Below are 12,667 nucleotides of genomic sequence, written 5' to 3'. Positions count from 1 at the left end.
CGCGGAAAGGCGAAGTTGTTTGCGCAAGCGGACGTTCCGCCATTTCCTTCAAAACGTGCTAGTCGATAGCTGACGGTTGGCTCCTCCTACTGGATCATTCGAGAGAAATGGCATGCAGCAGACACAGCAGCAGGACGATCAAAATCCTTCCACGCTCGAGACAGTCTGGACCTGCCCCATGCATCCGGAAGTCAGGGAGACGCAGCCTGGGAAATGCCCGAAATGTGGCATGACGCTTCAGCAGGAGGACGAAACCGGCGCCATGCCGTCGATGCCGGGAATGAACAATCACCAGATGCGGCATGCTATGACGCGCCACGATCCGGAGCATGCGTCGCCGACTTCAATGAAGGCCGCGCTTCCTTCCGCCGGCTCACATACGATCTGGACCTGCCCGATGCATCCGCAGATCCGGCGGGACCATCCGGGAAACTGCCCGCTCTGCGGCATGGCGCTTGAGCCGGAGGAACCGGCGGGTCAGTCCGAGGAAAGCCCCGAACTGAAGGATTTCACGCGGCGTCTGATCGTGGCCGCGGCGCTCGCCGTTCCCCTTCTGATCGTCTCAATGGGCGGTGATGTCGGGCTGCGCCTCCTTCCGCCCGCTCTTTCACCTTGGATTCAGCTCGCGCTCACGCTGCCCATCGTCTGCTGGGCGGGACTACCATTCTTCCAGCGTGGCCTCGCCTCGCTGCGTACGCTGCACTTCAACATGTTCACCCTGATCATGTTCGGCGTCGGCGCGGCCTTCGGCTACAGCCTTGCCGCGACCTTTGTGCCCAATGCCTTTCCCGCGACCTTCCGGATGCCGGATGGCACGCTGCCCGTCTATTACGAGGCGGCGGGTGTCGTAGTGGCGCTGGTGCTGCTCGGCCAGGTGCTAGAACTGCGCGCCCGTGCGGCGACCGGCAACGCCATCCGCGCGCTGCTGGACCTCAAGCCGAAACAGGCGCACCGCATCGGTGCCGACGACAGGGAGCAGGATGTCCCGGTCGAGAACGTTATGAAAGGAGACCGGCTGCGCGTCCGGCCGGGAGAATCTGTCCCCGTTGACGGCACGGTACTGAACGGCGCGTCGAGCGTGGATGAATCCATGATCACCGGCGAGCCCGCGCCCGTCGAGAAGAAAGCCGGCGATCCGGTGACAGGGGGCACCATCAACGGCACAGGAAGTCTGGAGATCGAGGCGCAGGCGGTCGGCAGCGACACGATGCTGGCGCGCATCGTCAAGATGGTCGCCTCGGCCCAGCGCTCGCGCGCGCCGATCCAGACCGTCGCAGACCGCGTCTCGGGCTGGTTCGTGCCGCTGGTGCTTGCTGTCTCTATCGTGACCTTCATCGTCTGGTATGCCGTCGGTCCGGCGCCGCGCTTCGGTCACGCGCTGCTCAACGCGATTTCGGTACTGATCATCGCCTGCCCCTGCGCGCTGGGTCTGGCGACGCCGATGTCTGTGATGGTCGGCACCGGGCGCGGCGCGCGCGAGGGCGTGCTGGTGCGCGACGCGGGCGCATTGCAGGCACTGGACAAGGTGGACACGCTGGTCGTGGACAAGACTGGCACGCTGACTGAAGGGCACCCGAAGCTGATCGCGCTGGACGTCGCGGAGGGCTGGCAGGAGGATGAGGTGCTGCATCTGGCTGCGTCGGTCGAGGCGCAGTCGCAGCATCCGCTGGCGCAGGCCGTGGTCCGGGCGCTGAAGGAGCGCCACGGCGAACCCGCGCCGGTCGGGGATTTCGCCTCGCAGCCCGGTCTGGGCGTCAGCGGAAGAGTGGACGGGCATCAGGTGGTGATCGGCAATGCCGAACGGCTGAAGCAGGCGGGGGCCGATACCGCGCCGCTGGAGGCGACGGCCGGGGCGCGGCGTCAGGACGGCGCGGGCGTGATGTTCGTCGCCATTGATGGCAGGTTGGCTGGGCTGATCGCGGTGGCCGATCCCCTGCGGGCGGATACGAAGGCGGCGCTCGCGGCCCTGCACGCCGACGGGTTGCGCATCGTTATGCTCACGGGCGACAATGAGGCGACTGCAGCGGCTGTGGCGAAGGTCGCTGGGAATATTGCCGAAATCCATGCCGGACTGAAGCCGCAGGACAAGGCGGACATTATCCGGAGGCTTGAGGCAGCGGGGGCGCATGTGGCGATGATGGGGGATGGCGTGAACGATGCTCCCGCGCTCGCCGCCGCGTCCGTCGGCATTGCCATGGGTACGGGAACGGACGTTGCCATCGAGAGCGCGGGGATTACGCTGGCCCATGGCAGTCTCGGCGCGCTGGTTCGTGCCCGGACTCTGGCGCATGACACGATGCACAACATCCGGCAGAATCTGGCGTTCTCGTTTCTGTTCAACGGGATCGGCATCCCTGTGGCGGCAGGTGTCCTCTACCCGGTATTCGGGCTTCTGTTGTCGCCCATGATCGGAGGCGCGGCCATGGCGCTCTCCTCCGTCACGGTCATCACCAACGCGCTGCGGCTTGGAAAAACCCCGTGATACAAACGTCTGAAAACGATCCTCCCTGCGGCCTGACGATTCTTTCGTTGCTGTCGATCCTGACGGGCCTCGTCGCGGGCGTGATCTGCGGATCGTTCCGGCTGCTCCTCGAATGGTCTGACGGGTTGCGCACGGCGTTCGCTCTTGGTCCGTGGCACGGCTTTCCGGCCGGCTTGCTCCTGATTCTGGCATCGAGCCTTGCCTCCTTCCTTGCGGCGCTGATGGTGCGGCGGCTGGCCCCGCTCGCCTCTGGCAGCGGTATTCCGCATGTCGAGGCTGTCCTGGCCGGATCGACCACGCCCGCTTCGGCTGGTCTGATACCTGTGAAATTCGTCGGTGGTCTGCTTGCGATTGGTGGCGGGCTGGCACTCGGGCGCGAAGGACCGAGCGTGCAGATGGGGGCAACGGCTGCGAACACAATCGGCCGCGTGCTCCGGCTCGGCCGGTCGGACTGTCGGGTCTTGCTGGCGGCGGGCGCCGGGGCGGGTCTCGCGACCGCGTTCAACGCGCCGGGGGCAGGGGCCATCTTCGTTCTGGAAGAACTCGTCGGCCGCTTCGAAGCCCGCACTGTCTGTTCGGCACTGGGAGCCTCCGTCTCCGCCATTCTCGTGGCCCGCGCCATGCTGGGTGGGAACCCGGATTTCATGGTCTCTGTAGCGCCCGCAGTGATCGACGTTTCGACCCAGCTCCTGTTTCTGCTGACCGGGCTCGCGATGGGTGTCCTCTCCGTCCTGTATAACCGGACTGTCCTTACAACACTGCGGTTCGCGGAAGGTCTACCGGTCGGAGTGGAGACGCGCGCGGCGCTGATCGGCGCTCTGGCAGGCGTCATCGTCTGGCTGACCCCGCATCTGGCGGGAGGCGGAGACTGGCTGACGCAAAGCGCGATCAATGGCACCATCGCATGGTCGGTCATCTCGGGGCTGTTCGTCTTGCGTCTGGCTCTGGGAGCGCTCTCCTATGCGGCCGCGACGCCGGGCGGCCTGTTTGCGCCCATGCTGGCGCTCGGCGCACTTGCCGGGCTCGGCTGCGGCGATATCGCACATGTGCTTGAACCGCGTCTGGCGGGCGATACCGCTCCCTTCGTTATTGTCGGAATGGCGGCGATGTTCGCTGGGTCCGTCCGTGCGCCTCTGACGGGAATCATTCTCGTCACGGAGATGACCAATGCGACCAGCCTGCTGCTGCCGCTTCTCTCCGGGAGCTTCGCCGCGATGCTAGTCGCGGACGGCATGCAGGAGGCGCCTATCTACGAAGCCCTCCGCAACCGGGCCGCCGTCGCCAAACGCTAACTGGGCGAGCAGTACATCTCGCCCGCTCGGTGCTTACACCGAGTGTCGCCGTGAACCATCATCGTTCAGCACGATGCCTTCGCCAAAATGACAGGCACGTGTCTGTTCATTGGCGACGATTCTGCTGGACGCAGAACCACCCGCGACGCAGACGCAGACGCATTAGTAAAGCATAATGTGCTTGCGCGATTGCGGTCTGGCTGATGCCAATACTCGCTCGCTACGATAATATAAACATAAGATATTATCGCGCCTTTTCCCGCCAGCTATTGAGCTTGATGTAGAAAGCCGGCAGAACAAGTAGGGTAAGCGCAGTACATGAAACCAGACCGCCGATAACGACTGTCGCCAGTGGTTTCTCCACCTCTGCACCTTCACTCATAGAAAATGCGGTGGGAAAAAAGCCGAGGCATGCGACAGAAGCGGTGGCCATGACGGGGCGGAAGCGTTCCCGTGCCGCCCTCGTCGCTGCCGTGAATCCATCGAAGCCATTACGACGTTTTTCAATGATCCAGGAGACGAGAACAACACCGTTGAGCGTGGCCACCCCAAACAACGCAATGAAGCCAATGCCAGCCGAAATACTGAATGGCATTCCGCGTAACCAAAGTGCAATGATGCCGCCCGTTGCGGCGAATGGCAGATTGATGAAAACGAGTCCTGCCAGCCAGGGGTCGCCCAATGCCAGCAGAAGCAGCAGGAAAATCAGTACGAGGGTAATTGGGACCACGATTTCGAGACGGGCGACGGCCGTCTGGAGATTACGGAACTGTCCGCTCCATTCCACCCGATAGCCGGACGGAAGCTGTATCTTGTCCGCAACACTTTTCTGTGCCGCCTGAACAAAAGATGCCAGATCGCGTCCGCGTACATTGGCCTGTACCATCATGCGGCGTTCGCCTTGATCGCGGCGGATGGCGGCCGGCCCGTCATCCAGTGCGATATGGGCTACCAGAGACAGTTCGAGGACATGATCGTCGCGCGTCAGAACCGGCAATTGACGCAGTTGTGACAGGCTATTGCGACTGTCAGCGCCGAAGCGCACCTCCGTCGGCACCAAGGCGCCGTTAATAGAGACGGGTGGACCGACATGGCCACCCACCGCTTCAATCACATCAAGGACTTCCGCGGTCGACACATTCAGCCGACCAGCGGCCGCGCGATCGACATCGATATGCAGATACGGGATGGTACCGACATCCTGCGGAGCCACATCGGCAGCGCCGGGCACGGCGGCGATCGCCTCCGAAATCCGCGCGGTAAGTGTCGAGAGGTTTTTCAGGTCCGGGCCATAGACGCCTACGGCGATCTGCGAGCGCACACCGGACTGAAGATCGTCCATGCGCATCTGGATGGGCTGACTCCAGTTATAAAGCGAACCAGGATTGTTCTTCCGCAGTGCTGTGTCGAAGGCGCGCACCAAGCCGTCCTGCGTCGACGACGTTTTCCACTCGGAGCGCGGCTTGAGCAGAATATAGGTATCGGTCTGCTCGCCGCCCTGGGGATCGGTCGGAATGGTGGAAGTGCCAGTATTGCTGACAACGGTCCGGATGTCGGGAAAGGTGCGCAATGTTCGTTCGATCGCATCAACCGAGCGGAGCGAAGCAGCCAACGAGATACCTGGCAAACGCGTCGAGGTGACGACGAGATCGCCTTCCTGAAGCTGGGGGATGAATTCGCCCCCCAGCCGTGTCGCCATAAAACCCGACAGACCAAGAATGGTTAAAGCGATCACGGTTACGCGTCCCGTATGCGCGACGCAGTAGCGCGAGGCGGGCAGAAAACCACGGCGCAGAAGCGCAATAAAGCGCGTGTCGTGAGCGCTTTCATCATCTGCCTCGTCATCATGCGCTTCCGCATAATGGGGACGGATCAGCATCAAGGAAAGGGCCGGGATACAGACGAGCGAGAACGCGAGCGAGGCGAGGAGGCCAAGAATGATGGTCTCCGCCATCGGCCTGAACATTCGGCCTTCAATGCCTTCGAGGGTCAGAATCGGCAGGTAGACGAGAATGATGATAAGAATCGCAAAGGTAACCGGGCGGGCGACGAGTGCGACGACTTGAGCGATGCTATCGCCAAAGCTGCTCCCCGGCGCGAGGCGACGGCTCATGACACTTTCGACGATCACAAGAGCACTGTCGACGATCATGCCGAAATCGATCGCGCCCAGGCTTAGGAGATTGGCGGAAATTCCCAGGTGATTCATCCCCACCATTGCGCACAGCAGGGAGAACGGTATGACCGAAATGATGACGAGTGAGGCCCTCCAGTTGCCGATGACAACCATCAATACCGCGAAGACCAATATGGCGCCCATGACCAGATTGTCGCGGACGGTCATGATGGTGACATTCGTGAGTGTCGAACGGCTGTAATAGGGTTCAAGCGTAATGCCTTGGGGTAGGCTGTGCATCACCTTGGGCAAGGCGGCCTTGATAGCCGCCAGGGTCTTCTTGGCGTTTGCGCCTTCACGCAGAAGAATGACGGCATTGACGATCTCGCCATTGCCATCCCTAGTGACGGCGCCGAGGCGCGGCAACTGCCCTTCATGAACACGGCCGAGTTCGCGGATATGAACTGCCGCACCGTTCGCGCCGCTCCAGACCTGGATATCACCGAACTCTTCCAGACTGTCGATCAGCGACCGACCGCCTATGATATGCTGCTCGTCGTTCTGCTCCAGCCATGCGCCGCCCGCAGCTTCGTCTCCACTATCGACTGCCTTGAAGACATCGGAAACAGATATGCCATAACGACGAAGAACGAGGGGGTTTAGTTCCACCTCATAGGTCTGGGACGCTCCCCCGTTGACGTTGACGTCAACCACGCCAGGAATAAGGCGCAGCTTTGGGACCACGTTCCACGTCATGATCGTGTTGAGTTCGGCGAGCGAGTGTCCGGTGCCGTGAATCTGGAGCTGAAGGATCTCGCCCATGCCGGTCGTCATCGGTCCCATGCTGAGGGATGCATGCTCGACAGGAATTGCGTTGCGCGCTTCGGTCAGCCGTTGTGAGACGAGTTCGCGAGCCCGGTAGATGTCTGTGCCGTCATCGAACTGGAGGTAGAGAACCGACACACCGGTCCGCGACACGGAGCGCATTGAGCCCAAGCCCACGACGCTGGAGAGTACAGTCTCTACTGGCACGGTGACGAGGCGTTCGATTTCCTGTGTCGGGAGGCCAGGGGCGCTGACCGAGACCAAAACCTGTCGTGGAGAAATGTCCGGCACTGGTTCGACCGGCAGGGATCGCAGGTCGAAAATCCCGGCGATCATGATCAGGATAACTGCGCCGAGCAGAGCCTTGCGCCCCGCCAGCAGTTTCAGGACAAAATTCATTTCTCCACCTGCCCGCTCTGGGGCGTCGGATTAAGCAGAGCCTGGGATTTGAGAATGAAACTGCCGTGCGTAACGACGATCTCGCCTGCCTCGACACCTTGAGTAAGGACGGTGCGACCGTCCAACGAGGGGCCGACAACGACATGCCGTGCCGCATAGTGATCCGGACCGGTTTGCACAAAAACGCACTTTTGTCCGGCAATCGTCTGTAAGGCGGAGGTGGGGATGACCTGACCGGCAACGGGGTGAGAGAAAAAGAGTCGCGTTCGAGCTAGCATGCCCGGACGCAGTGCTGACTGCGCGTTCGGCACTAGACTGCGTACCAGGACGCGGCGTGTCCCTATATCCACGCCGCCTTCGATCAGATCGATCCGGGAGGCTATCGGATCGTCCACTCCACGGAGCCAGGTCTGCTGTTGCCCGCCAATGGCCAGCTTGCCTGCATCTTCGGTCGAGACTTCCGAAATGACCCAGACCGAATTCAGGTTGTCGATTTCGATGGGAATCGCCGGGGTCGTCGCGATGGCTTCGCCGATACTGATATTGACGTGCCTGACGATTCCATTGACCGGAGAGATGACAGTGGATGAGAGGCCGTCAACTTTCTCGATCGGAGATGAAAACCTCCCCATGCGCTCTTTCTCGTTCTGTACCTGAGCTTTGCGCTGAGAGACGAGCGCGTGCATCTCAGTCATGCGTGCCTGACGCCTCTCCGCTTCGCCTGCCGCGATGACACCGCCGCGCAGGCGCTCACCGCGTTGCCATGCGAGAACTGCGTCGCGTTCCTCTGCCTCCGCCTGCCGGAGAGCGTCCTCTGCGGATACAAGGCGTTGGCGTTCGTCGCTTAGACTGAAATCGTCATACCGCATCAGAGCATCGCCAGGCTTGACGATTTGACCAGGGGTAACGAGGACGTCCATGACGCGTCCGGTACCAACAGGCCGGATACGGCTAATCCGCCGTTCGTCAGCGGCGACATAAGCCTGAGCTTCGATATAGTTGTGTAAGGCCCCAGGCTCGGCCTTTGCGGTTTCGATGCCCTCGCGCGTCAGAGCGGCTGGCGCGATGATCACTGGCCCTTTTGGCCAGCGCTCCTGTGCCCAAGCGACAGGCATGAATGCCATCATTATACCAAGCAGAGTTACGCCCAGGACGAAAAGCGTACCGACACCAGTCTGACGTTTGCAAAAAAAATTCATGGTGTCTGGCCCGACATGAGGAGGATACGAACGAGAGAGGCGCGCCAGATGACATCTGCCTGCGCCAGACGCTGGCTGGCTTCAAGTTCTCCCCGTCGCGCGCGAATATATTCTATGATTGGCGTTTCGCCGGCGCGCCACGCTGCGTCGAGTTGGACTGCCCGTTTCCGTAAGGCATCGTGGGACGCGCGTGCATGTTTCGTCACGACGATGGCGGAGGCCATTTGCGCGCGGATACGGCGATATTCCACTGCCACCTTCCGACGAGCAAGCTCTGCGTCACGTCGCGCCGCGCCGATCGCGCTGACATCCTTCATCAGTTTTGGTGTATTTCGTGCCGCGCTTGGCAGTGGAACCTGGAATTGCACTCCGACCTGAGTATCCCAGGGGCTGTCATACTGTTCCTGACGCGACACCTGGATGCCGATCTGCGGATTGGGCATGTAGGAATGCCGGGTCAGGTCGAACGCCGTCTGTGCTTCATGCGTCAGACTGTTTGCCAGAGCGATCCGAGGATCGTTGTCGGGGTCGAGCCGGAATTTGCGGACGGACAGCATTCGGCCGTCGATCGATAGCAGGTCCGGGATCTCATCCGAGCCGGTGGCTGTTTCCAGTTCCGCGCGCGCCACATCCAAGGATTGACGACGTTCCGCAACCTGCGCCTCAAAGTCTTCTTTTTCTGCTTCGACAGCCTCCTCGTCTGCGGGCGAGACTTCACCCGCTCTTACGGCCCGGCGCGAGGTCGTCAAAGTCTGATCTAGCAGGGAGACCATCTCGTCGAGATTGGCGATTTCGAGCGAAAGGGACGTCGCCAGACTCGTCAAGTCAAGCACACGAACACTGACCAGCAATCTTTGGACCTTGATGCGCGCATCGGCGACCGCTGTGCCCGCTTCTGCGTTACGTACGCTGGCTTTACCCTGGCCCGGAAGCCAAAGGGGAACGCTGATGCCGCCCTGATAGGTAGTATAGCCTACCTTGCTGCCAATGAAGTGATCGTCGAGATATTGGCCGCTCAATACGGGGCCGGAAGGAAACCAAGCATCAAGCGCACGTGCCGTCTTCTGACTTGTCTGGTGGTCAATGTCGGCTGAGTGCGTTTCAGGATCGCGCGAACGAGCAGCTATAATGGCATCGTGGAGACTCTCCGCCCGACCATGTGACATATTTACAGCAATTGCCGCACAAACAAAGATGAAACTGCCTATGACTCTTCTTTTTATCAAAGTCATTCAGTTATCCTAAGAACGGCTCGTCATGATTGACGTGCTCCTAGCAATATAGAGGGGCAAGCTAATTTCAGTGCTGAACGCTACCACGCGGAAGCACCCGTCATATGCATGAAGCGCCGTGACAAAATATTTCTATAAAAAAATCAGATGCTTATAACCATAAAAAATTATTTATTGCTGGTTACATTTGATGTTTTAATAGCATCTCGCACCCGATCATGTAGGAACCGCTGCCCCTTCGCCAGCCGCCGGACGAGCACCTCGTTGAACCGGGCATACATATCCGCGCCCCGATCCTTCGCGGCCTCGTTCTCGTTCGCCGGGATCGGAAGCTGACGCATCATCCAGGCATGGGTATAGAGCGCGAATGCCTCGCCCAGCACGGCAACGGCCTCGTCCACATCGTCGATCCGCCGCCCGAGCCGGTCCAGACGCTTCGACAGTGCCGCATCCCGGCGTCCATCGTCCTCGCCGGACACGAGCGACAGCACCGCCGCCTCGATCACCGCCGATTTCGACACCTTCCGGCGCTCGGCCAGCGCCTCGACCTGCTTCAGCAGGCCCGGCTCGAAATACACGTTCATCCGCTGCCGTCTGGTCATCGCCGTGCTCCCGATCTGGAGGTCCGATGACAGAGTGCGCTGAAATTTTCCCGACGCAAGTCCTTGTTGGATCGGCATAGTACAGGAGCGTAGCCTGGCGTAAAATTGGCGGCTCCTGTCGGTGTTTGTCAGAGTTCCGGAACGACTCGTGATACTTTCCCGCTACAGGCCAAGGCCCCTGCCCCGTCCCAGTTCCCAGGAGATGCCGCCATGCTCATCCATGGAAATGGCCATCTCCTTCTGGTGCTGCCTGCCGATCTCCGGACGCCAGGGCACCAGCGAGAATTCATGTCCGCTTTCCAGCACCGCGAAGCGCCCGCTGGCCAGATCGATCGGGCCTTTCATCGTGCCCTGGATCGTCTCGAAGCGATCAAGCGGACGCCACAGCTTCCCCCGTTTCTCGGCCATGGCCTGCCCGACCCGTTCCACCTCCCGCCCTTCCAGCGTCGCCAGCAGGTTCTTCCAGTAGCGCACCATGCCCTCCGGGGTGAGGCTGGCGTCCCCACGCTGGATCAGGGCCTTTTGCCGTCTGGCCAGGGCGTCGCCGACCTCGCCCCCGAACCCGGCTTCCAACCGGTCGCCCTCGCGGCTTACCCCGGCCACCAGCCGCCGGTCGAGCCAGGTCGCGCCATCGGAGCCGATCTGCGCCTCCAGATCGAAGGCCGACAGCAGCCGCACCGTCGCCTTCGGCGCACGGGTGGCGTCATAGGCGATGGAGCGTTGCTGGAAGTCTTCCGGGATACGCCAGCGGTCGGCGTGCAGCCGTTCCACGATCCCCGCCCGGCGTAGCGCCTCCAGGCGGCGAACGTGGCCTTTGATCAGGTCTTCCGGGTTACCCTTGACGCTCCAGCGGTCGAGTTGCATCCGCTCCAGATGGGCGGAAGGGCGATAAATCCCATCCTCGGTATTGGCGAGGATCGCCCGGTCGGACGGGCGCGGCTTGTCGGGAACCGGAGCGGCGGCGATTTCCACGATCGCGCTACGGGGGAGGTCCTCCATCTGGGCGGGATCGAAACCGCGCAGGTGATGCACCCGCCCGTCGAGGCCATCGACCACCAGCGACAGTTTTTCCCCGAGTTCGTCCGTCAGATGCCTGTCCACCAGCCGCCCGGTGACCGATTTGTCTGGAACTTCGTCATGGAAGCGGAAATGCGCCGGGTCGCGGTCCTGCTCCGTTCCCTTGCCGCGCGCCTTCAGGGCGCGGTGCATCTGCTTTGTGATGTCGTCCCGCTCGCCGAGATTGCGCAGACGCTCTTCCAGCCGCTCGTCGAGCGTCCATCGGCCCGGCGCTGTCGGACGGGCCAGCCCCATGCGTTCCAGCTTCGCGAGGCGCGACAGGCGCAGCCGCCGGTCCACCAGATCCGAGGTCGGCGTCTCGATGCCGGGGCGCATGTCGATTGTACCATCCTGCGCCTGCGCCAGCAGGGCACGGTCGATGCGCGTGAAGCGGTCACGGTCGATGCCGGCTTCCAGCTTCTGGCGCCGTTCGATCTCGGACACAGGACCGAGGTCCAGCGTCACGAATTCAGACGCGCGTTCGCGCAGGCCGTGGGTGATATACCCGCCATCGATGACGAGGTCTTTGCCCTGGTCGTCGCGGCCATTAACGACGACATGAACATGGGGATGAGCGGTGTTGAAATGGTTCACCGCCACCCAATCCAGCCGCGTGCCGAGATCGGCTTCCATCTGCGTCATCAGCTCGCGCGTGAAGTCCGTCAGATCCTCCAGCCGGTCGGCGTCCTCCGGTGAGACGATGAACCTGAACTGATGTCGGTCCTCCGCGCCACGTTCGAGGAAGGCTTTCGCATCGGCGCGGTCGGTCTCCGCGCCGTAGAGGACACCCCGCTCGCCGTCGCGGGAAGTCCCGTCGCGCTGGATGTAGCGCAGGTGGGCGGCGGCCCCGCCTCCCTTCCCGGCCTGCCGCACCACACGCGCCTTCACCGTCACACGCCGGGAACCAGGAACCTGATGCCGCCAGCCGGCGATCCCACGCGCCCGGACGAAGGACGCGCCCCGCCCGCGACCCACCCCACGGGTGGAACCGGAACGCGACGCACTCCCCGCACGCGAGGTCGCACCAGACTCAGAAGAGAAGCGGCGGCCCTGGCCGCCGCCCGCCCCGCTGCCGCCCCTCTTTCCGGGGTGCAGCGATTGCCGGCGAACCTGCGTCCGGATGCTGGCCAGAAAGTCCGTGCGACCGCGTGTCGCGCTACCCTTCGAGCGGATGCGTCCCGGCCGGGGACGGAACGCGGTGTCGTCATCCTGCGCCATGGCCGGACCTCGCCAAAACCGGGTTTTTCCAGGGACAGTGCCGTCAGAAACGGCGGGAAACCATCACTCCTGAAAAATGACGGCTCAGGAGAGCAAAATCCAGAGTGCCACACAAACTTTCTCTAACCCCATGTGCAGACAGAGAAAACCACAGGTCAGGACCGACAGGAGTGCCACGTCCTTTAATCTTGCCCTCACGTTTTTTCTTCTTTTCGGCCTATGAATTCGACTTTTCCGAATCTGATG

The 12,667-nt window shown here is 61.9% G+C and carries 7 protein-coding genes; 2 read left to right on the top strand and 5 right to left on the bottom strand.

Going from position 1 to position 12,667, the window contains the following annotated elements; all coding sequences use genetic code 11:
* The first annotated feature begins 178 nt into the window (after positions 1–178).
* Both ABF821_RS09610 and ABF821_RS09605 read left to right on the top strand, forming a co-directional pair.
* On the top strand, positions 179–2,482 hold the full coding sequence (locus tag ABF821_RS09610; protein WP_375288994.1) for a copper-transporting P-type ATPase: 2,304 nt from the start codon (positions 179–181) through the stop codon (positions 2,480–2,482).
* The gene (locus tag ABF821_RS09605) at positions 2,479–3,774 is read left to right on the top strand and encodes a chloride channel protein (protein WP_182975188.1); all 1,296 of its coding nucleotides are present in this window, start codon (positions 2,479–2,481) and stop codon (positions 3,772–3,774) included. Before ABF821_RS09610 ends, ABF821_RS09605 begins: the two co-directional genes overlap by 4 nt.
* Before the next feature lie 244 nt (positions 3,775–4,018).
* On the opposite strand, the gene ABF821_RS09600 is transcribed toward ABF821_RS09605, so the two are convergent.
* The 5 genes from ABF821_RS09600 to ABF821_RS09580 all read right to left on the bottom strand — a co-directional run bounded on the left by ABF821_RS09600 (position 4,019) and on the right by ABF821_RS09580 (position 12,421).
* The gene (locus ABF821_RS09600; protein ID WP_415529847.1) at positions 4,019–7,114 is read right to left on the bottom strand and encodes an efflux RND transporter permease subunit; all 3,096 of its coding nucleotides are present in this window, start codon (positions 7,112–7,114) and stop codon (positions 4,019–4,021) included.
* Complete coding sequence (locus tag ABF821_RS09595) at positions 7,111–8,229, bottom strand: efflux RND transporter periplasmic adaptor subunit (protein WP_182975190.1); 1,119 nt, start codon at positions 8,227–8,229, stop codon at positions 7,111–7,113. Before ABF821_RS09595 ends, ABF821_RS09600 begins: the two co-directional genes overlap by 4 nt.
* Positions 8,230–8,309: 80 nt before the next feature.
* On the bottom strand, positions 8,310–9,545 hold the full coding sequence (locus ABF821_RS09590; protein ID WP_182975191.1) for a TolC family protein: 1,236 nt from the start codon (positions 9,543–9,545) through the stop codon (positions 8,310–8,312).
* 167 nt (positions 9,546–9,712) lie between these two features.
* Positions 9,713–10,147: a CopG family transcriptional regulator gene (locus tag ABF821_RS09585; RefSeq protein WP_182975192.1), complete on the bottom strand. Its 435-nt coding sequence runs from the start codon at positions 10,145–10,147 to the stop codon at positions 9,713–9,715.
* 162 nt (positions 10,148–10,309) lie between these two features.
* Positions 10,310–12,421 (bottom strand): relaxase/mobilization nuclease domain-containing protein, encoded by a 2,112-nt coding sequence (locus ABF821_RS09580; RefSeq protein ID WP_415529846.1) that lies wholly within the window; start codon positions 12,419–12,421, stop codon positions 10,310–10,312.
* Between the last annotated feature and the right edge of the window lie 246 nt (positions 12,422–12,667).

The sequence above is a fragment of the Gluconacetobacter sp. genome (genome assembly GCF_047721585.1).
Classification (GTDB): domain Bacteria; phylum Pseudomonadota; class Alphaproteobacteria; order Acetobacterales; family Acetobacteraceae; genus Gluconacetobacter; species Gluconacetobacter dulcium.
This window is presented reverse-complemented; position numbering and strand designations above follow the sequence as displayed.

Excerpts from the sequence above, each read along its gene's own strand:
- ABF821_RS09580 (WP_415529846.1), bottom strand. The coding sequence starts at position 12,421 with ATGGCGCAGGATGACGACACCGCGTTCCGTCCCCGGCCGGGACGCATC.
- ABF821_RS09600 (WP_415529847.1), bottom strand. The coding sequence starts at position 7,114 with ATGAATTTTGTCCTGAAACTGCTGGCGGGGCGCAAGGCTCTGCTCGGC.
- ABF821_RS09610 (WP_375288994.1), top strand. The coding sequence starts at position 179 with ATGCATCCGGAAGTCAGGGAGACGCAGCCTGGGAAATGCCCGAAATGT.
- ABF821_RS09585 (WP_182975192.1), bottom strand. The coding sequence starts at position 10,147 with ATGACCAGACGGCAGCGGATGAACGTGTATTTCGAGCCGGGCCTGCTG.
- ABF821_RS09595 (WP_182975190.1), bottom strand. The coding sequence starts at position 8,229 with ATGCCTGTCGCTTGGGCACAGGAGCGCTGGCCAAAAGGGCCAGTGATC.
- ABF821_RS09590 (WP_182975191.1), bottom strand. The coding sequence starts at position 9,545 with ATGACTTTGATAAAAAGAAGAGTCATAGGCAGTTTCATCTTTGTTTGT.